The organism is Streptomyces reniochalinae (genome assembly GCF_003323735.1).
Classification (GTDB): Bacteria; Actinomycetota; Actinomycetes; order Streptomycetales; family Streptomycetaceae; genus Streptomyces; species Streptomyces reniochalinae.
This window is the reverse complement of record NZ_QOIM01000023.1, coordinates 101,308-128,307: the sequence shown is the minus strand read 5'-3', so window position 1 is coordinate 128,307 and position 27,000 is coordinate 101,308. Positions and strand designations below refer to the sequence as shown.

At 73.1% G+C, this 27,000-nt stretch carries 18 protein-coding genes; 16 read left to right on the top strand and 2 right to left on the bottom strand.

The features are described from left to right. The 4 genes from DQ392_RS04980 (at position 1) to mfd (ending at position 8,772) form a co-directional block, all read left to right on the top strand. Positions 1–2,736 carry an SUKH-4 family immunity protein gene (locus tag DQ392_RS04980; protein ID WP_114014237.1) on the top strand — a complete coding sequence of 912 codons (2,736 nt, stop codon included), beginning with the start codon at positions 1–3 and terminating at the stop codon, positions 2,734–2,736. A gap of 99 nt (positions 2,737–2,835) precedes the next feature. Then, entirely contained in the window at positions 2,836–3,846 is a 1,011-nt protein-coding gene (locus DQ392_RS04975; protein ID WP_114014236.1) for an LCP family protein, read from the top strand. A gap of 78 nt (positions 3,847–3,924) precedes the next feature. Beyond that, complete coding sequence (locus DQ392_RS04970; RefSeq protein ID WP_114014235.1) at positions 3,925–4,857, top strand: coiled-coil domain-containing protein; 933 nt, start codon at positions 3,925–3,927, stop codon at positions 4,855–4,857. Positions 4,858–5,211: 354 nt separating this feature from the next. Then, on the top strand, positions 5,212–8,772 hold the full coding sequence (gene mfd / locus DQ392_RS04965) for a transcription-repair coupling factor (RefSeq protein WP_114014234.1): 3,561 nt from the start codon (positions 5,212–5,214) through the stop codon (positions 8,770–8,772). A 318-nt stretch (positions 8,773–9,090) separates the two neighbouring features. Here the strand turns inward: mfd and DQ392_RS04960 are convergent, their stop codons facing one another. Continuing rightward, the gene (locus tag DQ392_RS04960) at positions 9,091–10,356 is read right to left on the bottom strand and encodes an FUSC family protein (RefSeq protein WP_114014233.1); all 1,266 of its coding nucleotides are present in this window, start codon (positions 10,354–10,356) and stop codon (positions 9,091–9,093) included. A 280-nt stretch (positions 10,357–10,636) separates the two neighbouring features. Between DQ392_RS04960 and DQ392_RS04955 the strand changes: the two genes are divergently transcribed. The 12 genes from DQ392_RS04955 (at position 10,637) to DQ392_RS04900 (ending at position 24,298) form a co-directional block, all read left to right on the top strand. Further along, positions 10,637–11,407, top strand: coding sequence for an HNH endonuclease family protein (locus tag DQ392_RS04955; RefSeq protein ID WP_245981195.1), 771 nt, complete (start codon positions 10,637–10,639; stop codon positions 11,405–11,407). Positions 11,408–11,722: 315 nt separating this feature from the next. Beyond that, on the top strand, positions 11,723–12,382 hold the full coding sequence (locus DQ392_RS04950; protein WP_114014232.1) for a SurA N-terminal domain-containing protein: 660 nt from the start codon (positions 11,723–11,725) through the stop codon (positions 12,380–12,382). Positions 12,383–12,640: 258 nt separating this feature from the next. Beyond that, positions 12,641–13,621: a nucleoside triphosphate pyrophosphohydrolase gene (locus tag DQ392_RS04945; protein WP_114014231.1), complete on the top strand. Its 981-nt coding sequence runs from the start codon at positions 12,641–12,643 to the stop codon at positions 13,619–13,621. Positions 13,622–13,744: 123 nt separating this feature from the next. After that, positions 13,745–14,455, top strand: a complete 711-nt coding sequence (locus tag DQ392_RS04940) for a lysoplasmalogenase (RefSeq protein ID WP_114014230.1) — start codon at positions 13,745–13,747, stop codon at positions 14,453–14,455. A gap of 164 nt (positions 14,456–14,619) precedes the next feature. Beyond that, positions 14,620–15,864 (top strand): cytochrome P450 family protein, encoded by a 1,245-nt coding sequence (locus DQ392_RS04935; RefSeq protein WP_181856284.1) that lies wholly within the window; start codon positions 14,620–14,622, stop codon positions 15,862–15,864. Positions 15,865–16,023: 159 nt separating this feature from the next. Then, complete coding sequence (locus DQ392_RS04930) at positions 16,024–17,145, top strand: transglycosylase family protein (RefSeq protein WP_114014229.1); 1,122 nt, start codon at positions 16,024–16,026, stop codon at positions 17,143–17,145. Positions 17,146–17,290: 145 nt separating this feature from the next. Then, the gene (eno, locus tag DQ392_RS04925; RefSeq protein ID WP_114014228.1) at positions 17,291–18,571 is read left to right on the top strand and encodes a phosphopyruvate hydratase; all 1,281 of its coding nucleotides are present in this window, start codon (positions 17,291–17,293) and stop codon (positions 18,569–18,571) included. 81 nt (positions 18,572–18,652) lie between these two features. Beyond that, positions 18,653–19,132 carry an FtsB family cell division protein gene (locus DQ392_RS04920; protein ID WP_114014227.1) on the top strand — a complete coding sequence of 160 codons (480 nt, stop codon included), beginning with the start codon at positions 18,653–18,655 and terminating at the stop codon, positions 19,130–19,132. A 64-nt stretch (positions 19,133–19,196) separates the two neighbouring features. Then, a complete protein-coding gene (locus DQ392_RS04915) occupies positions 19,197–19,772 on the top strand; it encodes a DUF501 domain-containing protein (protein ID WP_114014226.1) in 576 nt (191 codons plus the stop codon). Positions 19,773–19,774: 2 nt separating this feature from the next. After that, complete coding sequence (locus DQ392_RS04910; RefSeq protein ID WP_114014325.1) at positions 19,775–20,722, top strand: Ppx/GppA phosphatase family protein; 948 nt, start codon at positions 19,775–19,777, stop codon at positions 20,720–20,722. Positions 20,723–21,158: 436 nt separating this feature from the next. Continuing rightward, positions 21,159–22,601 (top strand): NAD(P)/FAD-dependent oxidoreductase, encoded by a 1,443-nt coding sequence (locus tag DQ392_RS04905; protein ID WP_114014225.1) that lies wholly within the window; start codon positions 21,159–21,161, stop codon positions 22,599–22,601. A 281-nt stretch (positions 22,602–22,882) separates the two neighbouring features. Continuing rightward, on the top strand, positions 22,883–24,298 hold the full coding sequence (locus DQ392_RS04900; RefSeq protein WP_114014224.1) for an SAM-dependent methyltransferase: 1,416 nt from the start codon (positions 22,883–22,885) through the stop codon (positions 24,296–24,298). 93 nt (positions 24,299–24,391) lie between these two features. Here the strand turns inward: DQ392_RS04900 and DQ392_RS04895 are convergent, their stop codons facing one another. Beyond that, complete coding sequence (locus DQ392_RS04895) at positions 24,392–26,929, bottom strand: ABC transporter permease (protein ID WP_114014223.1); 2,538 nt, start codon at positions 26,927–26,929, stop codon at positions 24,392–24,394. Positions 26,930–27,000 lie beyond the last annotated feature (71 nt).

Sequence of the window (27,000 nt, the reverse complement as noted above, 5' to 3'; positions counted from 1 at the left end):
ATGGTGACCTTCGCGCAGGCCCAGGAGCGCGCCGAGCGCTGGGTCAACGGCGACGTACCCGGATACCAGCACCGCGAGGTGCGCGTCCGCGAGTTCGACCTGGGCTTCGTGGCCTGGGCCGAGGACCGCGAGAGCGGGCCCGTCTCGGACGGCGGCAACCTGCGGCTGGTCATCGCCAGGGACAGCGGCGACACCACGCTGTGGCCCGCTCTTCCGGTGGGCGAGGTCATCCGCCGGTACGAGGAGGCGTACGGCACCGAGGAGACGGCCGCTCCGGCCGCCGCCCCGCAGCAGCGGCTCGACCTGGAGGCGACGTCCTTCTTGTTGACGCCGCCCGAGTGGTTGCAGGAGGCCGCCGACAAGATGGGCATCCCGGACCGGCGTGCCGACGCCTCCGGGCCGTCCGCGGTCCCCGGCGCCCCGCCCGCTCCCGCTTCTGGCGCTCCGTCGGCTCCTGGCGCCCCGGCCGCTCCCGCCGCCGGTGGATCGCAGGGGGGTTCTGCCGGTGGTGGCGGTCTGCCGGGTGCCAGCCCGTGGGACGGGGCGGACACCGGTGGAGTCGGCAGCGGTGAGGCGCAGGCGCCGCCCGCGACGGTCTTCGCGCCGCCGCTGATGGGCAGCGACGAGGACGATACGCCGCCTCCGCCGCCGGGCTCCAGGTCGGAGGCCAGGACCGAACTGCTTCCCGAGGGCAGCGCGCTGCCCAGGACGGCCGTCGCGCCCGCGCTCGACGTGCCGGGCGCCGGTCAGCCCGCCGAGGCACCCGGCACCGGCTCCGCCCCGAACCCGCGGCAGCCCCCGCAGCCGCCGGGGGCTCCCGACGCGGGCCAGGCGCCTCACCCGCCCCACGCACCTCAGCCCCCGCAGGCGCCCGGGCAAGCGGCCCAGGACGGCGGGCCCGCAACCGCCGACACCGGCACGGGCGGCGGCAGCGGTCAGGGAGACGGAACCGGTGCGGGTCCGGGCGACGGTCCGGGCGGCCCGGGTCCCGGGGGGCATGGCGCCGGCGGCGGGGTGCACCAGGCCGCGACCATGCTCGCCGACCCCTCCCAGGGCGGACTGTCGATGCCGGGCGCCCCGTCGGCTCCGGGCGCCCTGTCGGCTCCGGGCGCTCCGTCCGCTCCCGGTGCTCCGTCCGCTCCCGGCGGGCCGGGGGCCGGTGACATCGCCGACGCCGCCACCAGCCGTGCCCCGCGCGGCTCGATCCCGTCGCGGTCCTCGCGCGGCAGCGGCCCGTCCGTCCCTCCGCCGCCCGGTGCCCCCGGCACCCCGGGCGCCCGCTCGGGCGGCCCGTCGACCCCGCCCCCGGGCGGACCTTCCACCCCGCCCCCGCCCTCGGCGCCGGGAGCACCCGGAGCGCCGGGAGCACCCGGCGGCGGGTACGTGCCGACCCAGCTGGTCTCGGCCGACGACCTGGCCGAGCAGGTCAGCCAGAGCGGCAGTCGGCCGAAGGTCGACGCGCCCGGCACACCGCCTCCCGGCGACACCGGCAACTCGGGCACGGGCGGCACCGACGGCACTGGCGGCTCGGACGTCCACCACGCCGCGACGATGCTCGCCGGACCCGGGGTGACAGGCCCCACCACACCACCGCCGCCCGGCGCCCCGCCCGCGGCCCCCGGCAGCCCTCCGCCCGGAGCCCCGGCCCCCGGCACGCCTGCGCCCGGAGCCCCCGGTCCCGGCATGGTGCCCGGGGCAGGCACGCCGCCCCCGCCCGGCGCGGGTGCCGCACCGCAGCCGCAGCCGGGGCAGCCCACCGTGGGCCCCGGCTACATGGCGGCGCTGCGCTACCGCGCGCCCGACGGTTCCGAGCAGCAGCTCATCCGCCGCTCAGCGCCCGGCACCCCGCACCCCGAGTGGCAGCTGCTGCACGAGCTGCGGGCCATGAACGTGCCTCCGCAGCAGGTGGTGGAGCTCCACACCGAGCTGGAGCCGTGCGACCTGCCCGGCGGTTACTGCGCCCGGATGATCCGCGAGACCTGGCCCCAGGTGCGGGTCAGCCACACCGCGTCGTACGGCACCGACCACGCTTCCCGGCAGCAGGGGATGCGGCATCTGATCGAGCACCAGGGCGAGCTGCACCAGGTCGCCGACGGGCCCGCGCGGCCCGCGCCCAACCCGGTGCCGCTGCCGGCGCCCGGACAGGTCCCGCCCGCCCCGCCCATCCCGCCCGACGCCATCGGGCAGGAGCTGATGCAGGCGTTCGGGCCCCAGGGCGTCTTCCGCTTCGACCAGCGGGCCGTCTCCCGCCAGGGCGTGCCCGACATCGTCGCGCAGACTCTCGTGTGGGCGGGCGTCCCCCTCGATCTGGGTCCCTTCTTCTGGGGGCAGGCCCAGCCGGGGCGTCCCATCCCCACGCTGGCCGAGCTCGCGCAGGAGCGTGGCCTCGCGCCCGCTTCCGACGCGGGCTCCTACCTGGTGGTCGGCAGCGACTTCGGGCGGCAGCTGTGCGTGCAGTACGGCACGGCGAACATAGTCGCCGTGCCGTTGGAGGCGGGGCCCGGTGGGCAGCCCGCACTTCCGCAGTTCGTCAACACCGGGTTGCCGGAGTTCGTGCGCTGCGTGGCCATGCTGGGGCGGATGTGGCGGCTGCGGTTCGGGCTGACGCCCGAGCAGGCCGGTCGGTGGACGGTCGACTTCCAGGGCCAGCTCGCGGCGCTCGACGCCCCCGCTCTGGGGTCGCCGGAGAACTGGTGGTCCGTGCTGCTCGAACAGATGTGGGACGGGCTGTTCTGATCCGAGGGTGAGCCGGGGGCGTGCCGGGACGGCGCGCCCCCTCCGCCGGACGGACCACGGTGGCGCGCGGCGCCGGCCGCCGCGAGGGACGCTCGGTCCATGTACGGGGAGAGCAGCACCGTCTATCGCGCCGGTCGGCCGCGCCGCAGGCGCCGGTGGCCGCGGGTCGTCCTCGTGGTGCTGCTCGCCGTGGTCCTCGTCGCGGCGGCGGCCGTCTCGGCGACGTACCTGTGGGCCGGAAGCCGGTTGCAGCAGACGGAGGCCCTCGCCGACTACCCGGACCGCCCGGCGCACGGCGAGGGCACCAACTGGCTGATCATCGGGTCGGACACCCGTGCGGACCTGACCCGCGAGGAACGCGAGGAACTGCACGTCGGCGGCGGGGGCCAGCGCAACACGGACACGCTGATGGTGCTGCACTACGGTGCGGCGGGACCGTATCTGGTGAGCATTCCGCGCGACAGCTACGTGCCGATCCCGGGCCACGGAAAAGGCAAGATCAACTCGGCGTACGCGCTGGGCGGCGCCGAGCTGCTGACGCGTACCGTCGAGGAGGCGACCAAGCTGCGGCTCGACCACTACGCGGAGATCGACTTCCTCGGCTTCACGCACGTGGTCGACGCACTCGACGGTGTACGCGTCTGCCTCGGCGAACCCCTGCGGGACAAGAAGTCGGGCGCCGACCTGGACGCCGGGTGCCAGACGCTGGACGGCAAGCAGGCCCTGGCGTTCGTCCGGGCGCGCTACAGCGACCCGGAGGGCGACCTGGGGCGGGTCAAACGGCAGCGGAAACTGCTGAGCGCCCTCGTGCGGGAGGGCACGGGCGCTGACGTGGTGGCCGACCCCTTCCGGTTCTACCCCTTCCTCGGTTCGGCCCTGGACGCGGTGACCGTCGACCGGATGGACTCCGTCGGATCACTCACACGGATGGGCTGGGAGATCAGGGGGCTGACGGCGGGCGAGGGCGGTACGACGACCGTCCCGGTGGCGAACCCCGGGCTCAGCGTGCCGGGCGTCGGAAACGTCGTCGTCTGGCACCCATCCGGGTCACGCGAACTTTTTGATCAGTTGCGCCAGGATGTGCCGATTACGGCAACCACGGTGAAGTAGCGCATCCTGGGACAGGCCGGTCTCGCCGTGGTCGCCGGGACCGCGTCAGGAGACGGGAACCGAGATAAGGGGCTCGAAATGAGTGCGTCGTCGCCGCACGGCTTCGTTGTCGTCAGGGGCCGCGGATACCGGCCCGAACAGGTCGACGCCCGGGTGACCGGTCTCAACGCGGAACGCGAGGCGGCCTGGGACCGCACCGCGCAGCTCACCCGGCTCGCGGAGGAGGCCGCGGAGGAAGCGCAGCGGCTGCACGAGGTGGCCGCCGCCCTGCCCCCGCAGACCTTCGAAGCGCTGGGCGCGCGCGCCCAGGGGCTCCTCGGCACCGCGGAGTCGGAGGCGGCGGACCTGCGGGCGGCGGCCGAGGCCGCGGCCCACGAGCTGACCGAGCGGGCCGCGGAAGAGGCCCGCACCCTCCGAGAAGGCGCCAAGGAAGCCGCCGCCCGGCGCCGCGCCGACGCGGAGGCCGCCGCGGCCCGCACCGTCGACGCCGCCCAGGACCACGCCGACGAGTTGCGCACCCACGCTCGGGAGTACGCGGACAAGACCGGCCGTGAGGCCGCCGAAGCGCTCCGCGAGATGTCCCGCAGGTGCGCGGCGCTGCTGGCCGAACAGGAGAAAGAGCAGGCGGCCGAGTCGGATGCCGCCGAGCGCGCGAGCGCGCAGAACGAGGCCGCGTTCGCGGCGCACGCCGCCGACCTCGAAGAGCGCGGAGCGCGGGCACTGGCCGATGCCAAGCGGCAGCACGCCCAGGCCGAGGAGTGGGCGCGGCACCGGCACGAGGACGCCGTCGCGCAGGGCGAGGAGCTGCTGGCGCAGGCCCGCGCGCGCGAAGAGGGCATCGCGCGGGAGACCGAGCGGGTGCTGAGGGAGCACACCGAGCGGGCCGACGAGCTCAGGCAGCACATGGCGCACGTCCGCTCGTCGCTCGCCGCGCTGACCGGCCGCGCCTCGGAGGCGGCCCCCGACACCGCCACGGTCCCACCCCAGTCGGCCCCCACCCCCCAGGACTGACCCGGGGAGACCGCTCGCCGGGGGCGGACGTTCGGCACAGCGGGGGCCCGGCTTGCGGCGGGGGAGGGGTGGGCGCAACGAGCCGTACCCGACGACGGCGAACCCCTCCGGCAGCCGCACACCCGGCGCAGCCGGGAGCGCGCCGGCGGAGGCCGGGAGCGCACCGGCGCGGCCGGTACCACCGGCGGGCCCGGACCCCGCTCCGGCCCGGCCAGGACCGCGGCGGGGCCGGGGTGTCGGCCGGGCGGCGTAGTCTGGAAGGGCCCGATCAGCTTGTATCGGGCCCTTTGGCGTGCCCCACAACGCCCCCGCACGCCCTCCCCGCCACCGGACGGAAAGCCGAAAGCGAAACCCATGAGCCTGCACGGTCTGCTCGACGCCGTCACCGAGGACCCCGCGCTGGAGGAGGCGGTCAGGGCCGCGGCGGACGGCAACCGCCACCATGTCGACATGGTGGGCCCCGCCGCGGCCCGCCCGTTCGCCGTCGCCGCGCTGGCACGCTCCGCGCAGCGTCCGGTGCTGGCGGTGACGGCCACGGGCCGGGAGGCGGAGGATCTGGCCGGGGCGCTGCGCTCGCTGCTGCCCGAGGAGGGCGTCGTCGAGTTCCCGTCGTGGGAGACGCTGCCGCACGAGCGGCTGAGCCCCCGCTCGGACACGGTGGGCCGCAGGCTCGCGGTGCTGCGCAGGCTGGCGCACCCGGATCCGGACGAGCCGGCCACCGGGCCGGTCTCCGTCGTCGTCGCGCCCATCCGCTCGGTGCTCCAGCCGCAGGTCAAGGGGTTGGGGGACCTGGTTCCCGTCGCCCTCAAGCAGGGGCAGACCACCGATCTCGAAGAGATCGTGGACGCGCTGTCCGCTGCGGCGTACGCGCGGGTGGAGCTGGTGGAAAAGCGCGGCGACTTCGCCGTGCGCGGCGGCATCCTGGACGTCTTCCCGCCCACGGAGGAGCACCCGGTCCGGGTGGAGTTCTGGGGCGACGAGGTGGAGGAGATCCGCTGGTTCAAGGTCGCCGATCAGCGCTCCCTGGAGGTCGCCGAGCACGGGCTGTGGGCGCCGCCGTGCCGGGAGCTGCTGCTGACGCCCGAGGTGCGCCGGCGGGCGGCGGAGCTGATGGAGCTCCATCCGGAGCTGCACGAGCTGCTCGGCAAGATCGCCGAGGGGATCGCGGTGGAGGGCATGGAGTCCCTCGCGCCGGTTCTGGTGGATGACATGGAGCTGCTGCTGGACGTGTTGCCCGCGGGCAGCATGACGGTGGTGTGCGACCCGGAGCGGGTGCGGACGCGGGCCGCGGACCTGGTGGCGACGAGCCAGGAGTTTCTCCAGGCGTCGTGGGCGGCGGTGGCCGGCAGCGGTGACGGCGCGGGCGGCGCGGCCCCGATCGATGTGGGGGCCGCTTCGCTGCGCGGTATCGCCGAGGTGCGGGAGCACGCGCGCGAGCTGGGCATGATGTGGTGGTCGGTCAGCCAGTTCACCGCCGATGCCGACGCTGAGGAGGACGGGGACACGCTCACGCTGGGCCTGCGGGCGCCGGAGACGTACCGGGGGGACACGGCGCGCGCGCTGGCCGACACCAAGGGCTGGCTGTCCCAGGGGTGGCGGTGCGTGTACGTCACCGAGGGGCACGGTCCGGCGTCCCGCACGGTGGAGGTGCTGGGCGGTGAGGGGGTGCCGGCGCGGCTGGCAGGATCCGATCTGGCGCTGGATCCGAACCTGGTGCACGTGGCCTGCGGCTCCCTGGACAACGGGTTCCTCGCGCCGGGGCTGAAGCTGGCGGTGCTGACGGAGACGGATCTGTCGGGCCAGAAGGCGGCCGGCAAGGACGGCACGCGGATGCCGGCGCGGCGCCGTAAGCAGATCGATCCGCTGACGCTCCAGCCGGGCGATTTCATCGTGCACGAGCAGCACGGTGTGGGCCGCTACATCGAGATGGTGCAGCGGACGGTGCAGGGCGCGACCCGCGAGTATCTGCTGGTGGAGTACGCGCCGGCGAAGCGGGGGCAGCCCGGTGACCGGCTGTTCGTGCCGACGGACCAGCTGGAGCAGATCACCAAGTACGTCGGCGGCGAGCAGCCGACGCTGCACCGGCTGGGCGGCGCGGACTGGACGAAGACGAAGGCGCGGGCGAAGAAGGCGGTCAAGGAGATCGCCGCGGACCTGATCAAGCTCTACAGCGCCCGGATGGCCGCGCCGGGGCACGCGTTCGGCGCGGACACCCCCTGGCAGCGGGAGCTGGAGGACGCGTTCCCGTACGCGGAGACGCCCGATCAGCTCACCACGATCGGCGAGGTCAAGGAGGACATGGAGAAGTCGGTCCCGATGGACCGGCTGATCTGCGGTGACGTCGGCTACGGCAAGACGGAGATCGCCGTGCGGGCCGCCTTCAAGGCGGTGCAGGACGGCAAGCAGGTGGCGGTGCTGGTGCCGACGACGCTGCTGGTGCAGCAGCACTTCTCCACGTTCTCCGAGCGGTACGGCCAGTTCCCCGTCAACGTGCGGGCACTGTCGCGGTTCCAGACGGACACCGAGGCGCGCTCGACGCTGGACGGGCTGCGCGAGGGCACGGTGGACATCGTCATCGGGACGCACCGGCTGTTCTCGTCGGAGACGAAGTTCAAGGAGCTGGGCCTGGTCATCGTCGACGAGGAGCAGCGTTTCGGTGTCGAGCACAAGGAGCAGCTGAAGAAGCTGCGGGCCAACGTGGACGTGCTGACGATGTCGGCGACGCCGATCCCGCGGACGCTGGAGATGGCGGTGACCGGCATCCGTGAGATGTCGACGATCACCACGCCGCCGGAGGAGCGGCACCCGGTGCTCACCTTCGTCGGCCCGTTCGAGGAGAAGCAGATCGGTGCGGCGATCCGGCGCGAGCTGCTGCGCGAGGGGCAGGTCTTCTACATCCACAACCGGGTGGAGTCCATCGACCGTGCGGCGGCGCGGCTGCGGCAGATCGTGCCGGAGGCGCGGATCGCCACCGCGCACGGGCAGATGTCGGAGCAGGCGCTGGAGCAGGTGGTGGTCGACTTCTGGGAGAAGAAGTCGGACGTGCTGGTGGCCACGACGATCGTGGAGAACGGCATCGACATCTCCAACGCGAACACCCTGATCGTCGAGCGTGGCGACAACTTCGGCCTCAGCCAGCTCCACCAGCTGCGCGGCCGGGTGGGCCGGGGCCGGGACCGCGGCTACGCCTACTTCCTCTATCCGCCGGAGAAGCCGCTGACGGAGACGGCGCACGAGCGGCTGGCCACCATCGCCCAGCACACGGAGATGGGCGCCGGCATGTACGTGGCGATGAAGGACCTGGAGATCCGCGGCGCGGGCAATCTGCTCGGCGGCGAGCAGTCCGGGCACATCGCGGGCGTCGGGTTCGATCTGTACGTGCGGATGGTCGGCGAGGCGGTGGCCGACTACCGGGCCGCGCTGGAGTCCGGCGAGGCGGGCCCGGTGGAGGAGACCCCGCCGGAGGTCAAGATCGAGCTTCCGGTCGACGCGCACGTTCCGCACGACTACGCGCCGGGTGAGCGGCTGCGCCTCCAGGCGTACCGGTCGATCGCCTCGGCCACCACGCAGGAGGACATCGCCTCCGTGCGCGAGGAGTTGGCCGACCGGTACGGGCCGCTGCCGGAGCCGGTGGAGAACCTGCTGCTGGTCGCGGGGTTGCGGATGCTGGCCCGCACGGTCGGCGTCACCGACATCACCCTCCAGGGCAACAACATCCGCTTCAGCCCCGTCGAGCTGCGCGAGTCCCAGGAGCTGCGGCTCAAGCGGGTCTACCCGGGCTCGGTGATCAAGTCGGCCACCCGCCAGGTCCTGGTGCCCCGCCCCAAGCCGGGCGGCATCGGCGGAAAGCCCCTGACGGGCCGCGAACTGCTGGCCTGGGTGGGCGAGTTCCTGACGACGGTGCCGGGAGCCTGATCGCCGGTTGGTGTGAAAAGAGCGCTCGGAGACACCGTTCCCGGGCCGCGGTGGGGGCTGCCCGGGCCGCGGTGGGGGCCCTGCGCAAGCAGTACGCCACCCCCCTGGTCGACACCCGGTAGTACGGGCAGGCGCTGCCGGAGCCCGCCGTCCTCATCCGCGATCTGATCCGTGAACGCGGCATGGCCGACCCGGCGCTCGCCCAGCTCCTCCGGGACGAGTCGCTGTGCCGCCACCAGCCGGCCCCGGCGCCACGGGCCGGGTACTGACCGTGTACCGGAACGCGGGCGGCCCCGCACGGCTGCCCGCGGCGCCGCGCTAGCGCTCCTCCTCCCACTCCAGCTCGCGTTCCTCGTCCTTCTCCTCGCGATGGGAGCGCTCGCGGCGCCGCAGCTGGCGCAGACCCTTCAGGAAGCGGTTCTTCTCGCGTCTCTCGCGGGACTGCCGGTCGAGCTCCTCCCACAGGCGTTCGGAACGCTTCTCGACGTCCAGCTCGTCGAGGATGCGGTCGGCCTCGGCGAGCAGCGCTCCGTGCAGCTGCCACTGGCGCGGATGGGAGCGGACGTTGTCCAGGAGCTGGAAGGCGACGGTGTCGCGGCGGGTCCGGCTGGCTTCCAGGGAGCGCACGAGCTGTGCCTCGGCCTCCTCCGCGTTGGAGCTGACGGGTGTGGTGATCAGCTCGGCGAAGGCCTCGACCGCCCGGGCCATCTCGACGAACAGCCCGTGCATGCCCTCGGCGATGTCGTCGCGGAACAGCGGCTCGCTGGTGCGCTTCTTGGCCAGGTCGGTGACCGTCCGGCAGGTGGTGCGCAGCACGACGGCGCAGATCTCCAGGGTGTCGAGTCCTGTGCGCATCACGACGCGGGAGAGCAGCCCCTCCCGTACGCGCGGGTTCAGCCGGAGGCTGTCTTCCGCGCGCCGCAGTTCGACGTCGACCTCGACGATGTCGTGGTCGAGCCGCCGCGCCTGGTGCAGCCGTTCGGCGGCCCGGCTGACGGGGGTGTGGCCCCGGACGTCGTCGCCGAGTCCGGACAGCAGGCTGCGCATGCGGCCCGCGAGGTCGAGCACGGCGTCTCCGGCCGGCTGCACCCACACGGGCGGCACGAACAGCACGTTGAAGGCCAGTCCGACGATGGCGCCGATCAGCGTCTCCAGCACCCGGTCCCAGGCCATCGAGGCGACCTGGCTCTGTGTCACGCCCAGGACGAGCATGGCGCTGATCGCGGTCTCGGGCACGAACTCGCCGGCCTTGACGAACCGGCCGACGATCAGCGCGGCGAGGATGACCAGGCCCAGGCTCCACCAGGTCAGCCCGACCAGAGCGCTGAAACCGCTGGAGAGCAGCACGCCCGCCACCACGGCGTTGACGCGGCGGACGCCGGTCCGCAACGTCGTGAAGAGGGTGACCTGGGTGACCAGCAACGCGGTGAGCGGCGCCGTCAGCGGCGCCGGCTCGCTGCTGAGCTGCAGGGCGACGACGTAGCTGATCACGGCGGCGATGGTGGAGCGGGCCGTCTGGGCGACCACGGGTTCGTGGTGCGGGCGCCGCACCAGTTTCAGCAGAGGGTCGGTGACTTCGCGCACCCCTCCTCCCTCCCCGCTTTGCCCGCTGTTGCCACAGACAGGGCGCCGTCGGGGTGACGCCCGCCGGATCGCTGACCGGCGGGGGGGGAGGAGGAAGGGGTGCCGCTCGCGGGCGCTGCGGTCCCGCCCGCCGGCGCGGCGGAACCGCGGCGGGGTGGCCCCGTGGCCGCCCCGCGAGGCGCCGTTGTCCCGCGGCTATGCTCAGCCGGTGATCGCCGACGTTGCCCCGCCTCGCCCCGCCCGCCCCCGGATACCTGGGCCCCCTGGAAGGGCGCCTCGGATACGTGGGCGCCGTGCGGGGGCCGCCCTCGCCGCCGTGCTCGCGGCCGCCACGCTCGTCACCGGGTGCGACGGGGTGGGGGTGCCGGACGGGCGGGACACGAGCGCCTCGCCGGACGGTGGCGGGGGGACCGGTGGCCGGGCCGTGAGCCCGCTCCACAACCCGGACGGCACCAGGCCGGGCCTGGCTCCCGTCACGTCCGACGCCGACCGGGCGCAGGCCCGCGGCCTCATAGAGGACCTGCGCACCAAGGGACGCGGGCCCAGGACCGGGTACGGGCGGGACGAGTTCGGCTACGCCTGGATGGACACCGCCGACGGCGTCCCCTTCGCCCGCAACGGCTGCGACACCCGCAACGACGTGCTGCGGCGCGACGGCGCGAAGGTGCGGCACCGGTCCGGATCCGACTGCGTCGTGGAGTCGATGACGCTGGAGGACCCCTACACGGGACGGCGCGTCAGCTGGACGAAGCAGCACGCCGCGGACGTGCAGATCGACCACGTCATGCCGCTGTCCTACGACTGGCAGATGGGTGCCGCCCACTGGTCCGAGGACAAGCGCCGGCGCATCGCCAACGACCCGTTGAACCTGCTGCCCGTGGACGGCCCCGCGAACTCCGCCAAACGGGACTCGGGCCCCGCCTCCTGGCTGCCGCCCTCCCGCACGATCCGCTGCGCCTACGCGGTCCGCTTCGCCCAGGTCGCTCACAAGTACGAGCTGGCCGTCACCTCCCCCGACAAGCGCACGATGCTCGCGCAGTGCGGGGGCTGAGGAGCGGACGACGCTCGCGCGGTCGCCGGGCCGAGGCGCGGAGAACACCCGCGTAGCGCGGGCCCAGGAGTGCAGGCCGAAAGGGGTGCGAGACCGTGTGCCCGAACGGTGCGGCGACCCGCGTCCGACCCCCGCACCGGGGCACCGGAACGGTGCGGCGACCCGAACCGGTGAACGGGGCAGCGACTCAACTGCCCCCGAATCGTTGGTCGATTTGGTGTCGAACCGGTGGTCATGGAGCCGTTCGACTCCCTACCATCGATCATCGCCAGGTCGTGCGCCGGAGCCCGACCCTCGCCGCCGCCGGGAGGCCCCATGGAAAGCCCACGCCGCAGGTCCGCGCTCACCCTCTCCGCCGTCGCGGCGCTCCTGGCCGCGACCCCGCTGCTCACCGCGTGCGGCAACGACGCACATCCGGGCGCGGCGGCCCTCGTGAAGGGGGACCGGATCAGCATGGCGCAGCTCCAGTCGCGGGTGGGCGCCGTGCGGGACGCGCAGCGCGCGGAACCGCAGGGCGAACAGATGATCAAGCAGAGCGGCAAGCTGACGCGCGCCACGCTCGACGGGATGATCCGCGAGCGCGTCGTCGCGCAGGCGGCGAAGGACGCGGGGGCCGGTGTCAGCCGCCGCGAGGTGCAGCAGGTCCGCGGGGAGCTGGAGAAGCAGGCCGGCGGCAAGAAGCAGCTGGAGGCGGTGTGGCTGCGCCAGCACCACCTCGCGCCTGACGACATCGACGACTTCATCCGGATGCAGCTGCGCATCGAGAAGATCGCCGCCGCCGAGGGCATCGACCTGATGTCTCCGCAAGGGCCGCAGCGGATCAACGCGGAGCTGTCGCGCGTCGCGGACGACATGAAGATCAATGTGAACCCGCGCTACGGGGAGTGGAACACGCGCACCTCCTCGCTGGGCGGGGACAAGGCTCCGTGGCTGCGCGAGCTGTCCGGCGAGGCCGACCGCGCCCAGGGAGCCTGACGCGCGCGTCCGCCGGCGCGGGTCCCTGACGGGGCGGTCCGTGATGCCTGCGGTCTGACGCCTGTGGCCTGATGCTTGTGGCATGGCGCCTGTGGCCCGATGCCCCACGGTCTTGAGGGCTGTCGCCCGCCCGTCCGGGCTGCGCACCTCCGGCGCCTCCGGAGCTGCGCACCACCGGGCCTCCGGGGCTGCGGCCCCGGGCCGGGGGGCTCCGGGGCTCCCGGGCCCGGCCGGGGCCGATCGGGTTAGGTTCGTAGGGTGAACGAGATCCCCGAGACCGGCCGTATCGTCCTGCTCACGACCACGCACCGGGTGGCGCCCGGGCTGCTGTCCTGGCCCGCCTGGGAGGCGCTCCGCGGGGCCGACCGTGTGCTGTGCGCCGACCCCGCGCATCCGCAGCTGCCGTACGTGCGCGACGCGGGCGTGAAGGTGGCGGCCGGGGTGGAGCCGGACGCGCGGGAGCTGGTGGACGCGTGCGGGCGCGGTGGCGGCCACTCGCTCGTGGTGCTGGCGACCGCCGAGGGCGAGCCGGCGCTCACCGACGGCCTCGCGCGCCTGGCGGGCTCCGGCCGTCAGACGATGCCCGCTCTCGAACTGCTGCCGGGCTCCTACGACCTGCCAGGAGCCCGGCTGCTGGACGCCGTCCAGGTCATGGACCGTATCCGCCGCGAGTGTCCCTGGAGCGCGCTGCGCACCCACGAGGACCTGCTCAAGTACGGCGTCGAGGAGATCTACGAACTCATCGACGCCATCGAGCGCGGCGACCGCGGCGAACTGCGCGAGGAACTCGGCGACGTGCTGCTCCAGGTCGTCTTCCACGCCCGCATCGCCCAGGACCACCCGGACGAGGCGTTCGGTATCGACGACGTGGCGGGGACGCTGGTGGCGAAGCTGATCCACCGCCACCCGCACGTCTTCGGTGACGACGTCGCCGAGTCCGGGGAGGAGGTCGAGGCGCACTGGCAGCGGCGCAAGGCGCAGGAGAAGAACGAGCGGGTCTCGGTGACCGAGGGTGTGCCGCTGGGCCAGCCTGCGCTCTCCCTGGCCGCGAAGCTGGCGGGCCGGGCCCGTGCGGCCGGGCTCGACGTCCCCGTCGAGGGGGAGCGCGGGGACGTGGGCTACGCGCTCCTCGCGCTGGCCGTGGAGGCCGAGCAGCGGGGCGTCGACCCGGAGGCGGCCCTGCGGGCCGCCGCCCGCACCTACCGCGACACCATCCGCGCCGCGGAGCAGCGCGGCTGAGAGCGCGCCGGGCCGAGGGGCACGACGGGGTGGAGAGCCGACGGTACGACGGGCCGGCGGGTACGACGGGTGGAGAGCTGGCGACGGGTTGACGCTGTTGTACCGGCCGGTAACACTCGCCTGATGGAGACCACCAAGGCCGCGGCGGCACGGCGGTTCGGGCCGGGGCGCCGCTCGGGTGGGCCGCTCGCGGCGTTCGTCGCCCTGTCCGCCGCCGATCTGTACGCCACCGTCAAGGCCCCCCGGGGCCCGGCGCGCGCGGGCAAGCCCCTCCTCATGCCCGCCCTCGCCGCCCACGCCCGCTACGGAAGCCCGGTGGCAAGGCGCCCCGACAGGGCCCTCCTCGCCGGTCTGGCCTGCGCCACCGCGGGCGACACCGCGCTGCTGTGGGACCGCCACGAGCGTGCGCTGCTCGCCGGGATGGCCGCCTTCCTGGGGACCCAGGTCAGCTACACGGCGGGGATGGCGGGCCGGCTCGGCGGCGTACGCGGTCTGCGGGCCAGGCCCCTGCGGGCGGTGGCCGCGTTCGCCGGGTGGGCGGCCGTCAACGCGGCGCTCGCGCCCGGACTCGAGCGCCGTCTGCGCCTCCCGGTGGCCGGCTACAGCCTGGCGCTCGCCACGATGCGCGCCGTCGCGCTCGGGGTGGGCGGCAAGGTGGCCGCGGGGGCGGCGGCCTTCGTCGCCTCCGACGCGCTGATCGGGCTCCAGCAGGCGGGGCGTTCCTTCCCCTCGCAGGAGACGCTGATCATGGCGGGCTATCTGCTGGGCCAGTACCTGCTCACCACGGGCTGGCTGGAGCGGCAGCCCGCCCAGGTGCGTTGTCCCACGCGGTAGGCGGCGTGCCGCGCCGTGGCGTCTCGCGGGTGGGACGGCCGACGGCGGAGAGGCGGCGGTGGCCGCCGGTGCGCCGGTCGGCGGGTGCGTCTACGGTCGTGTGGGTGCACGACCAGAACCCCTCCTGCCCCGCCTCGCCCTCCACCGACGCGTCCGCGCCCTTGATGCCGCCGCTCTTCGACTGGCGGTTCGCCGCCGACCCCTACCCCGCGTACGCGTGGCTGCGCGAGCACGCGCCCGTACGCAAGACGCGCGTGCCCAGTGGGGTGGAGGCATGGCTGGTCACCCGGTACGCGGACGCCCGGCAGGCGCTCGCCGACCCGAGGCTGAGCAAGAGCCCGCACCACCACGGCGAGCAGGGCGCGCACGGCAAGGGCAAGGTCGGCATCCCAGGGGAGCGCAGCGCCAACCTGATGACGCATCTGCTCAACATCGACCCGCCCGACCACACCCGGCTGCGCCGCCTGGTCTCCACGGCCTTCACGCCGCGCCGCGTCGCCGCCTTCGCGCCCCGTGTACGGGAGCTGGCCGACACGCTCATCGACGGTTTCGCGGGGCGCGGTGAGGCGGATCTGATCCACGAGTACGCGTTTCCGCTGCCGATCTACGCCATTTGCGACATGCTCGGCGTCCCGCGCCAGGACCAGGAGGACTTCCGCTCCTGGGCCGGAATGATGATCCATCAGCCCGGCAGTCCGCGCGGCGGCGTGGGCCGCGCGGTGAAGAGGATGCGCGGCTACCTGGCCGAACTCATCCACCGCAAGAGAGCGGAGCTCGACCGCAGGGGCGAGGGGGCCGACGACCTGATCTCCGGTCTCATCCGCGCCTCGGACCACGGCGAGCACCTGACGGAGAACGAGGCGGCGGCGATGGCGTTCATCCTGCTGTTCGCCGGCTTCGAGACGACCGTCAATCTGATCGGCAACGGCACGTACGCGCTGCTGCGCCACCCTGGCCAGCGGGCCGTCCTCCAGCGGGCGGTCGCGGACGGGGACACCGGTCTGCTGGCCACCGCGGTCGAGGAGTTGCTGCGGTACGACGGGCCGGTGGAACTGGCGACCTGGCGCTTCGCCACCCGCGAGCTGACGCTGGGCGGGCAGCGGGTGCGGGAGGGGGACCCGGTGCTGATCGTCCTCGCGGCCGCGGACCGTGACCCGGACAAGTTCGACGCACCCGACACCCTGGACCTGACCCGCAGCGACAACCAGCACCTCGGATACGGGCACGGCATCCACTACTGCCTGGGTGCTCCGCTGGCCCGACTGGAGGGGCGCACCGCGCTGGCGGCGCTGCTGCACAGGCTGCCCGACCTGCGACTGGCCGCGCAGCCCGAGGAGTTGAGGTGGCGCGGCGGGCTGATCATGAGGGGTCTGCGGACGCTGCCGGTGGAGTTCACCGCCCGCGGGTGACGCTCGTGTGAGGGGCCGTCACCCGCGTGACCATGGCGTGATGTCCGCGACATTCGCTTGTGACGCCCGGCGTTCGCGGTTACGTTCGGTCGCCGACTTCGGTTGCCCTTTCCGGTGTCCTCCGTCGTCGTCCCGCTTGTCCCTTACGAGAGGTCCTCCATGCGCTCCGGGAACGGTCGGCACCGCCGCCCCCGCCAGGCACCCGCCCTGTTCGTCACGGCCGGGGTCACCGGCGCGGGCATCGCGCTGCCGCTGCTGGGCGCGACCGCCGCGCATGCTGCCGACGCCTCGCCCTGGGACCGGGTCGCGGACTGCGAGAGCGGCGGCGTGTGGAGCGCGAACAACGGACACGGGTACTACGGCGGGCTCCAATTGGACCTGGACACCTGGACGTACTACGGCGGCACGGTGTACGCCGACCGGCCCGACCTGGCCAGCCGCAGCCAGCAGATCGCCATCGGGGAGAAGATCCTGGAGGCGGAGGGCCCGCGTTCCTTCCCGCACTGCGGCTCCGTCCTCGCGAGCGAGGTCGGTCCGGACGTCGATCTGGGCACGCCCGACGGCACGGACCCGGGCACCGACGAGGGCACGGGCCCGGGCGGGAGCGACCGCGCCGAGGACGGCACGAGCGGTGACCCTTCCGGTCGGGAGTCGCCCGAGGCCGGGGCGCCGGACGGGAAGCCGTCCGAAGGGGAGCCCTCCGACGGGAAGACGGCGGACGAGAAGTCCACAGGAGAGAAGTCCTCGGGCGAGACGTCTCCGGGAGAGGAGGGGGCCGCCGGGAAGGACGGTGGTTCCGGCGGCGAGGGAGGCTCCGACGAGTCCGCCTCCGAGCGGCCGTCCGCCACCCCGTCGCCGTCCAGCCCTTCGGGCGACGCGCAGGACGCCGACACCGGTACGGCGGACGACGAGCGTCCCTCCGGCGACTCCGGCGCATCCGACCCGTCCGACGGCGGCTTCGGCTGGTCGAACCAGGGCCCCTCCAGCCCGGAGCGGCTCAAGGGCTCGTCCGAGGAGGACCACGTCCTCTCCCCGGGGACGGGCAAGCACCGGGGCAAGCCCGGCGACGGGAGCGACCGCGCCTCGCGGGGCCGCGACCGTGAGGACAGGGGCGAGGGGAGCGGCAAGCACCGCGTCACCGTCCGGCCCGGCGACTCCCTCTCCCGAATCGCCGCGGAGCGGGACGTTCCGGGCGGCTGGACGGAGTTGTACGCGCACAACCGCGACGTGATCGGCGACGACCCCGACCTGATCAGGCCGGGCCAGCGGCTGCGCGTCTGAGCCGCCCGGCCGACAGGTGAGCCGCGAGGAGGCCCCCGAGAACCCGCACGTGGCCCTCATCGTGCGGCGGGGCGGGGGCCGGGTGGGCGGGACGGTTAGGCTCGGGGCGGAGAAAGCCGTCCGTCCCACACGAAGGAGAAACCTCGTGCCGTCCATCGACGTCGTCGTAGCCCGCGAGATCCTCGACTCGCGAGGCAACCCCACCGTCGAGGTCGAGGTCGGCCTCGACGACGGCAGCACCGGCCGTGCTGCCGTGCCGTCCGGTGCCTCGACCGGCGCCTTCGAGGCGCTCGAACTGCGCGACGGGGACGCCGCGCGCTACAGCGGCAAGGGCGTCGAGAAGGCCGTCCTCGCCGTCATCGAGCAGGTCGGCCCCGAGCTGGTCGGCTACGACGCCACCGAGCAGCGCCTGATCGACCAGGCGATGTTCGACCTGGACGCGACCGCCGACAAGTCCTCGCTGGGCGCCAACGCCATCCTCGGCGTCTCGCTGGCCGTCGCGCACGCCGCCTCCGAGGCGTCCGACCTGCCGCTCTTCCGCTACCTGGGCGGCCCCAACGCGCACCAGCTGCCGGTGCCGATGATGAACATCCTCAACGGCGGCTCGCACGCCGACTCGAACGTGGACATCCAGGAGTTCATGATCGCGCCGATCGGCGCCGAGTCGTTCTCCGAGGCGCTGCGCTGGGGTGCCGAGGTCTACCACGCGCTCAAGAGCGTCCTCAAGGAGCGCGGCCTGGCCACGGGCCTGGGCGACGAGGGCGGCTTCGCGCCCAGCCTCGGCTCCAACCGCGAGGCGCTCGACCTGATCATCGAGGCCATCCAGAAGGCCGGTTACAACGCCGGTCAGGACATCGCGCTGGCGCTGGACGTGGCCGCCTCCGAGTTCTACGAGGACGGCGTCTACGCGTTCGAGGGCCAGAAGCGCTCGGCCGCCGAGATGACCGAGTACTACGAGCAGCTCGTCGCGGACTACCCGCTGGTCTCCATCGAGGACCCGCTGTTCGAGGACGACTGGGCAGGCTGGAAGACCATCACCGACAAGCTCGGCGAGAAGGTGCAGCTGGTGGGCGACGACCTGTTCGTCACCAACCCCGAGCGCCTGGCCCGCGGTATCGAGGAGGGCTGCGCCAACGCCCTGCTGGTGAAGGTCAACCAGATCGGTTCGCTCACCGAGACGCTGGACGCCGTCGAGCTGGCCCAGCGCAACGGCTTCAAGTGCATGATGTCGCACCGCTCCGGCGAGACGGAGGACGTGACGATCGCCGACCTGGCCGTCGCCGTCAACTGCGGTCAGATCAAGTCGGGCGCGCCCGCCCGCTCGGAGCGCGTCGCCAAGTACAACCAGCTGCTGCGCATCGAGGAGATCCTGGACGACGCCGCGGTCTACGCCGGCCGCTCGGCGTTCCCGCGCTACAAGCGCTGACGCGAGCGCCGCGAGGCCCCGGGCCCGCCCGGTTTCCCGGGCGGGGCCGGGGCGGCAGGGAGAGGCGAGGCAGGGAGAGGCATGGGAGCGGACCGGGACCGTTTCTCCACCGCGACACGCCTGCGCGCCCTCGGCGCGCAGGCCGCGGAGCGGGTCTACCGGGCGCAGGGCCCGGCGAAGCCGCGTACTCCGCGCAAGGGGCGGCTGACCGGCAGGGCCGCGCTGCTCGCCCTCGTCCTGTGCTCCCTCGTCGTCGCGCTCGCGTACCCCACACGGCAGTACGTCAGCCAGCGTTCCGAGATCGCCGAACAGCGCGCGCGGGCCGAGCGGACGCGGAACGCGGTCGAGGAGCTGCGCATGGAGCGGGCCCGCTGGAAGGACCCCGCCTACGTGGAGCGGCAGGCGCGCGAGCACCTGCACTTCGTACGGCCCGACGAGACCGGCTACACCATGCGGGACGGCACAGCCGACGCGCGCCGCCCCCGCGACCGCGGGCCTGCCGACCGGCCGTGGTACGACAACCTGTGGGACGGACTGGACAGTGCGGACGACGCCGGCTGACGCCGCGCGCCCCCCGCCCAGGCACCGGGCCACCCGAGACGAAGCGACGAGCACCCTTACACCCATGGACACCCCACCGCCCCTGACCCGGCCGACGCCGCCCACGGACGCGGACGTGGCCGCTTTCCGCGAGCAGTTGGGCCGCCCGCCGCGCGGACTGCGCGCCATCGCGCACCGCTGCCCCTGCGGACTGCCGGACGTCGTGGAGACCGCGCCCCGGCTGGAGGACGGCACGCCGTTCCCCACCACGTACTACCTGACGTGCCCGCGTGCGGCCTCCGCCATCGGCACGCTGGAGGCGGACGGCGTGATGCGTCAGATGACCGAACGGCTCCGCGAGGACGCCGAACTGGCCGACGCCTACCGCGCCGCCCACCAGGACTACCTGGCGCGCAGGGACGCCATCGAGGAGCTGGTCGGCTTCCCCAGCGCGGGCGGCATGCCCGACCGGGTCAAGTGCCTGCACGTGCTGGTGGCGCACGCGCTCGTGGCGGGGCCGGGCGTCAACCCGCTGGGGGACGAGGCGCTGGCGATGCTGCCCGAGTGGTGGCGCAAGGGCCCGTGCGTGAGCGTGCCGGACAGCGGCCCCGAGGCCGCCTCGGGGGACGGCGAGAAGACGGCGGAGGGCGGGACGTCATGACCGTGCAGCGCGTGGCCGCGATCGACTGCGGCACCAACTCGATCCGCCTGCTGGTGGCCGACCTCGACCCGGAGACGGGTGCGCTGGTCGACCTGGACCGGCGCATGGAGATCGTCCGGCTGGGGCAGGGCGTGGACCGTACGGGGCGGCTGGCGCCGGAGGCGCTGGAGCGGACGTTCGCCGCGTGCCGCCGCTACGCGGAGGCCATCGCGGGCTTCGGCGTACCGCCGCGGCGCACGCGCTTCGTGGCCACCTCCGCGTCGCGGGACGCGGAGAACCGGGACGAGTTCGTGGCCGGGGTCGTGGGCATCCTCGGCGTCGAGCCCGAGGTGATCACCGGCGACCAGGAGGCCGAGTTCTCCTTTACGGGCGCCACCAAGGAACTGTCCCGCGGCACCTTCGCGCCGCCCTACCTGGTGGTCGACATCGGCGGCGGCTCCACGGAGTTCGTGCTGGGCGACGAGGCGGTCGAGGCGGCCCGCAGCGTGGACGTGGGCTGCGTGAGGCTGACCGAGCGTCACCTCACCCACGCCGACGGCTCGCTGAGCGAGACCCCGACCGAGGAGCAGGTCGCGGCGATCCGTGCCGACGTGACGGCCGCCCTGGACGAGGTGGCCCGTACGGTGCCGCTGGAGCGCTCCCGCACGCTGGTCGGGCTGGCCGGCACGGTCACCACGCTCGGCGGCATCGCGCTCGGCCTGGACGCCTACGACTCCGCCCGCATCCACCACAGCCGGCTGACGCGCGCCCGAGTCCGCGAGCTCACCTCGCACCTGCTGGCCGCCACCCACGACGAACGCGCCGCCATTCCGGTGATGCATCCGGGCCGCGTGGACGTCATCAACGCCGGTGCCCTGGTGCTGCTCGCCCTCATGGAGCGGACCGGCGCCGAGGAGGTCGTGGTGAGCGAGCACGACATCCTCGACGGGATCGCCTGGAGTCTGGTGTAGGTCCGGGGTGTCGTATGGGGCTCCCGCAGGTCCTCACTTGAGCGGTGGATCACTCTCCTGATAGGCATGGAGGGCCTTCGGCGGGGGGCTTCCGAGGTCCCACTCAAGAACTTTCGTGAATTGTTTCACATGGAAAAGTGCCCGGTGAGGCCCGGTTTTTGCCGTGGAATGAAGGGTTCCGGGGCGATGAGGCCATGAAACGACGGTGGGCCTCCGCGGGTGTTCCCTTGTGAGGGGAGTGGCGGGGCGGGTGGTCCACCCGGAGCGCGGTCGATCTTCGCAGCTCAAAAGGTGCACCAACGGTCCGGAGGGTCCGGTGGTTCCCTCGTCCGCCTGTGGGGTCGATCACGGGGCGGCGCAGTGTAGCAGAGGGTCGCCCCATGCTTGTGAAGGCCCTCACGAAGTGACCCCCCGGCACGGGTGGATACTCGATTTCATGAGCACCACGGAGCGTCCCCGAATCCTCGTAGTGGGTGGCGGGTACGTCGGTCTGTACACCGCGCGCCGCATCCTCAAGAAGATGCGGTACGGCGAGGCGACCGTCACGGTCGTCGACCCGCGCTCGTACATGACGTACCAGCCCTTCCTCCCAGAAGCTGCTGCCGGCAGCATCTCCCCCCGCCACGTCGTGGTCCCCCTGCGACGCGTGCTCCCCAAGGCGGAGGTTCTCACCGGCCGCGTCACCTCGGTCGACCAGGACCGCAAGGTCGCCTCGGTCACCCCCTTGGCCGGTGACGCGTACGAACTGCCCTTCGACTACCTGGTCATCGCGATGGGTGCCGTCTCGCGCACCTTCCCGGTGCCGGGGCTGGCCGAGAACGGCATTGGCATGAAGGGCGTCGAGGAGGCCATCGGCCTGCGCAACCACGTCCTCGAGCAGTTCGACAAGGCGGACTCCACGCAGGACGAGGAGGCCCGTCGCAAGGCCCTCACCTTCGTCTTCATCGGCGGTGGCTTCGCCGGTGCCGAAACCATCGGCGAGGTCGAGGACCTGGCGCGCGACGCCGCCAAGTACTACCCCTCCATCAGCCGTGAGGACATGCGCTTCGTCCTCGTCGACGCGGCCCCCGGGATCCTCCCCGAGGTCGGCCCGAAGCTCGGCGAGTGGGGCCTGGAGCACCTCAAGAAGCGCGGCGTCGAGGTGTACCTCAGCACCTCCATGGAGTCCTGCGTCGACGGTCACGTGGTGCTCAAGAACGGCCTGGAGGTCGACTCCAACACCATCGTGTGGACCGCCGGCGTCAAGCCCAACCCGGTCCTCTCCCGCTTCGGCCTGCCGCTCGGCCCCAAGGGCCACGTCGACGTCGACGCCAGCATGCAGGTCAAGGGCCTGGACTACGCCTGGGCCGCCGGCGACAACGCGCAGGTGCCCGACCTGACCTCCGACAAGGAGAACGCGTTCTGCCCGCCCAACGCGCAGCACGCGCTGCGGCAGGCCAAGGCGCTGGGTGACAACGTCATCTCCGGTATGCGGGGCTTCCCGCAGGGCAAGTACAAGCATGCCAACAAGGGCGCCGTGGCCGGTCTCGGCCTGCACAAGGGCGTCGCGATGATCGTCTTCGGCAAGACGAAGATCAAGCTGCGCGGCCGGCTGGCCTGGTACTTCCACCGCGCCTACCACGGCATGGCGGTCCCCACCTGGAACCGCAAGATCCGGGTCTTCGCCGACTGGACGCTGGGCATGTTCCTCAAGCGCGAGGTCGTCTCGCTGGGTGCCATGGAGCACCCGCGCGGCGAGTTCTACGAGGCGGCGGCGCCGGTGACGGCCGCGGCTCTCGCCAAGTCCGAGGCGGCGGCCGACAAGACGAAGGCGACCGCCGACAGCCGGGCCGACTCCCCGGTCGACGGCAAGCAGGAGAAGGCGGCGGCCTCCTCCTGACCCTCGGCGGCGGTCCGCCGCCGCACCGCGCCTGAGAAGGGGCGTGAGCCATCCGTGGGGCTCACGCCCCTTCGTCGTGCCCGCGCCCCTTCGGGCGGACCCGCGCCCCCTCGCCAGGCCCGCGCCCCTCGGCGGCGGCGGGAAGACGCTGCGGCCTACCCGGACGGCTGTAGAACCCTTACGGCAACGGCCGGATTTGCGTGCCCAGTGGGCATACATCACCCCGCGACAGTGTTACGTGTAGAGGGAATCCACCCCTGTCTGTCACGGAGGTGTGCTCAATGGCCGGTGCCGCCAGCCGGATCGTCGCGCTCGGAGAACGGGTTCTGGGGGGTCCGCTCCCGGTCCGGGTTCGCGCGTGGGACCACAGCGAAGCGGGCCCACCCGGTGCCCCCCTGCTGGTGATCCGCAGCCGGAGGGGACTGCGCCGCATCCTGTGGCGGCCGGGCGAGCTGGGTCTGGCGCGGGCCTGGGTCGCGGGGGACCTCGACGTGGAGGGCGACCTGTACGAGGCGCTCGACGTGCTCGCGGGACTGATCTGGGAGACCGACCCGGACGGCGGCGCCCCCGCGTTCGGCGGCTCCGCCGCGTCAGGACCCGGCTGGCTGCGCGGCGCGCTCACCCTCGCCCGCGAACCGGAAGCCCGTGAGGCCGTCGCCGAGCTGCTGAAGCTGGCGGGTCCGGGCCTGCCGCCCCCGCCGCCGCCCGAAGAGGCCCGGCGTCGCACGGGTCTGCGCCACACCCTCAGCCGCGACCGCAAGGCCATCAGCCACCACTACGACGTCGGCAACGACTTCTACGAGCTGGTGCTGGGCCCGAGCATGGTCTACTCCTGCGCCTACTGGCAGCCGGGCGGCACCCTGGAGGAGGCCCAGCGCGACAAGCTGGACCTCATCTGCCGCAAACTCGCCCTGCGGGAGGGGCAGCGGCTGCTGGACGTCGGCGGCGGCTGGGGCTCCCTGGTGCTGCACGCGGCGCGCGAGTACGGCGTACGAGCCGTCGCCGTCACGCTCTCCCGTGAACAGGCCGCCTACGGCCGCAAGCGGATCGCCGAGGAGGGGCTGACGGACCGCGTGGAGATCCGGGTGCAGGACTACCGCGAGGTGAACGACGGCCCCTACGAGGCGATCTCTTCCGTGGGTATGGCCGAGCACGTGGGCGCGGCGCGCTACCGGGAGTACGCCGACGACCTGTACGCCCTCCTGGCGCCGGGGGGCCGGCTGCTCAACCACCAGATCGGGCGTCGGCCGCTGGCCGACGAGGAGGCGTACTCCGTCGACGAGTTCATCGACGCCTACGTCTTCCCCGACGGGGAACTCGCGCCCGTCGGACGCACCGTCGGGCTGCTGGAGGACGCCGGGTTCGAGGTGCGGGACGTGGAGGCGCTGCGCGAACACTACGCGCTGACGCTGCGGGCCTGGGTGCGCAACCTGGAGTCCGACTTCGCGCGGGCGGCCCGCCTCACCACTCCGGGACGGGCCCGCGTGTGGCGGCTGTACATGGCGGCTTCGGCGCTGGCTTTCGAGCGCAACAGGATCGGCGTCAACCAGGTGCTGGCCGTCAGAACGCCGGACTCCGGTACCTCCGGGCTGCCGCTGAGAACCCGCTCCTGGACGGCGGACGCCGGCGCGGTCGGCCGCGACTCCGCCGACCGCGCAGCGGCCGGCCCCGCCGCGGCGGACGCCGAACGCGGCTGACGCCCCCGGTACGGCGCCTCGCCCCCGCCCCTGGTCGAGGGGCGGGGGCGAGGCGGTGTCAGGCGGGGGAGCCGGGGCCGAAGGCCCCCCGGCTCACTCCGTCTTGATGGCGGCCAGCATGTTGAGCCTGGCCGCCCTGCGAGCGGGCCACAGCGCGGCGAGGACACCGACGACGGCGGCGAGGGCGAGGAAGATGCCCAGCCGGCCCCACGGCAGCACCAGCGTGTAGGTGTCGAGCCCGGCCCCGGCGATCAGCTCGCCTGCTGCCCAGCCGAAGAAGACGCCGAGAGCGATGCCGAGCACCCCGCCGAAGAGGGAGATGACCAGCGACTCCAGCCGCACCATCCGCTTGATGCCGCGCCGGTCGAGCCCGATGGCGCGCAGCATGCCGATCTCCTGACCGCGTTCGAACACCGACATGGCCAGGGTGTTGATCACGCCGAGGACGGCGACGATGACGGCCATCGCGAGCAGCCCGTACAGCATGTTCAACAGGATGTTGATCATCTGTGCGATGCCCTCGGAGATGTCCTTCTTGTCCTCGACGAGGATCGCCGGGTTGTCCCCGAGCTGCTTGGTGAGGGCTTCCTTGACCTCGTCGCCGGCCCCGTCCTTGGTCTTGGCGAGGACCTGCATGTCGGCGACCTCGCTCATGTGCGGGGTGACGGCCTTGTTGTCGACGAGGATGCCCTTGATCATCTGGTTGCCCTCGTACAGTCCGCCGACCGTCAGCGTGGCCTTCCGGCCGTCCTCGTAGGTGACGGTGAAGTCGGAGCCGAGCTTCCAGCCCTTCTCCTTCGCGGTGGCGTTGTCGACCACGACCTTCTTGCCGCTGGAGAGCCCCGGCCAACCGCCCGCGGTGAAGTCGATGTTGGTCAGCTTGCCGATGGAGGAGCCGTTGACGCCCGTGAGGTACTCGGACTCGTCGCCGATGTCGGCGTACGCGTTGCGCAGCGGGGAGGTCGCGGTGACCTGGTCCGACTGGACGAGCTTCTTCTCCACCTCGGGCGAGAGCTGGGTGAAGTTGGCCATCGAGATGGTGTAGTCGGCCTTCAGCGAGTCCGACGCCATCTTGTTGACGGCCTGCTGGACGCCGCTGGCGATGACCGTCAGGCCGGTGATCAGGGTCAGGCCGACCATCAGCGCGGAGGCCGTGGCCGCCGTGCGGCGCGGGTTGCGGACCGCGTTCTGGCGGGCCAGCTTGCCGCTCACGTTGAAGAGCCGCAGTACCGGTGCGGCCGCCGCGATGAGCGGGCGGGACAGCAGCGGGGTCAGGATGAAGACGCCGATCACCAGGAGCGCGGCGCCCAGGCCCATGGGGGCCTTGCCGTCGTCCGCCTTCGTCGCCATCAGCACCAGCGCGGCACCGGCCGCGGAGAACAGGGCGCCGATGGTGTTGCGGAGGATGAGGGAGCGCGTGCTGGCCGGGGCGTGGAGTGCGCCCATGGCCGCGACCGGCGGGATCTTGGCGGCGCGCCGCGCCGGCAGCCAGGCCGCCAGAAGGGTGACGAGGACGCCCACGATCAGCGAGACGACGACCGTGTTCGGCTCGATGACCAGCGGCCCGTCGGGCATGTTTCCCATGTTGCCGACCACTGCGCGCAGCCCGGCCGCGATGCCGACACCCGCGGCCATGCCGGCCAGTCCCGCGACGGCCCCCACGACCAGCGCCTCGATCAGCACCGAACGGGTCACCTGACGGCGGCTGGCACCGACCGCGCGCAGCAGCGCCAGCTCCTTGGTGCGCTGGGCGACGAGCATCGTGAAGGTGTTGGCGATGATGAAGATGCCCACGAACAGCGCGATCCCGGCGAACGCCAGCAGGCTCGTCTTCATGCCGGACATGCTGTTCTCGATGGCCTTGGACTCGTCGTCGGCGAGCTTCTTGCCGGTGACGGCCTCGGTGTCGGCGGGCAGTACCTTCTGGGCCTGCTCCTTGAGCGCGGTCTGGGAGACGCCCGGGCCGGCCTTGAGGGCGATCTCGGTGTACTCGCCGGGCTTGGCGAACAGCTTCTGGGCCGTGGCGTTGTCGTAGAGGACCAGCGTGCCGCCCGCGGCGACGTTCCCGTCGTCGGTGGTGAAGATGCCGGTGACCTTCTCCTCGCGCACCGGGCCGTTCACCGACGTGCGCACGGTGTCACCGACCTGGTAGCCGGTGCGCTCGGCCGTCTTGGCGTCCAGCGCGATCTGGCCCTCGGCGCGGGGCGCCTGGCCGTCCTTCATCGGGTAGCGCGCGTCGGTGCCCTTCCCGTCGCGGCCCGCGTAGTAGTTGGCGCCCTGGGTGGAGAAGCCGTCGCCGACGAGCTTGCCGTCCTTGTCGGACAGCGCCGCGAAACCGGAGACGACGCCGGTGGCCGAGGCGGCCCCTGGCAGGTTCGCGGCCTTGTCGAGGGCGCGCTGGCTCAGCGGCGAGACGGTCTCACGCCCCTGGGGAGCGTCGCTGCCGTCCTGGCGTATGGAGACGTCGACGTCCGCGTAGCCCTTCTGGGAGCTCTTTTGGAACGCGTCGGAGATCGTGGAGGTGAAGACCAGGGTGCCGGAGACGAAGGCGACGCCGAGCAACACGGCGAGCATGGTCATCAGCAGCCGGGCCTTGTGCGCGAAAACGTTGCGCAAGGCTGTTCGGAGCATGAGGAAGTCCTCGGGGGTCCTTCTGGGATGTGGCCGACGTCGGTCGGCCGGTCGGCTCGGGTGTCGGGGGG

Coding starts and splice junctions, on each gene's coding strand:
- DQ392_RS04980 (WP_114014237.1), top strand. CDS start 1: ATGGTGACCTTCGCGCAGGCCCAGGAGCGCGCCGAGCGCTGGGTCAAC.
- DQ392_RS04975 (WP_114014236.1), top strand. CDS start 2,836: ATGTACGGGGAGAGCAGCACCGTCTATCGCGCCGGTCGGCCGCGCCGC.
- DQ392_RS04970 (WP_114014235.1), top strand. CDS start 3,925: ATGAGTGCGTCGTCGCCGCACGGCTTCGTTGTCGTCAGGGGCCGCGGA.
- mfd (WP_114014234.1), top strand. CDS start 5,212: ATGAGCCTGCACGGTCTGCTCGACGCCGTCACCGAGGACCCCGCGCTG.
- DQ392_RS04950 (WP_114014232.1), top strand. CDS start 11,723: ATGGAAAGCCCACGCCGCAGGTCCGCGCTCACCCTCTCCGCCGTCGCG.
- DQ392_RS04940 (WP_114014230.1), top strand. CDS start 13,745: ATGGAGACCACCAAGGCCGCGGCGGCACGGCGGTTCGGGCCGGGGCGC.
- DQ392_RS04935 (WP_181856284.1), top strand. CDS start 14,620: ATGCCGCCGCTCTTCGACTGGCGGTTCGCCGCCGACCCCTACCCCGCG.
- DQ392_RS04930 (WP_114014229.1), top strand. CDS start 16,024: ATGCGCTCCGGGAACGGTCGGCACCGCCGCCCCCGCCAGGCACCCGCC.
- DQ392_RS04920 (WP_114014227.1), top strand. CDS start 18,653: ATGGGAGCGGACCGGGACCGTTTCTCCACCGCGACACGCCTGCGCGCC.
- DQ392_RS04915 (WP_114014226.1), top strand. CDS start 19,197: ATGGACACCCCACCGCCCCTGACCCGGCCGACGCCGCCCACGGACGCG.
- DQ392_RS04905 (WP_114014225.1), top strand. CDS start 21,159: ATGAGCACCACGGAGCGTCCCCGAATCCTCGTAGTGGGTGGCGGGTAC.
- DQ392_RS04900 (WP_114014224.1), top strand. CDS start 22,883: ATGGCCGGTGCCGCCAGCCGGATCGTCGCGCTCGGAGAACGGGTTCTG.
- DQ392_RS04895 (WP_114014223.1), bottom strand. CDS start 26,929: ATGCTCCGAACAGCCTTGCGCAACGTTTTCGCGCACAAGGCCCGGCTG.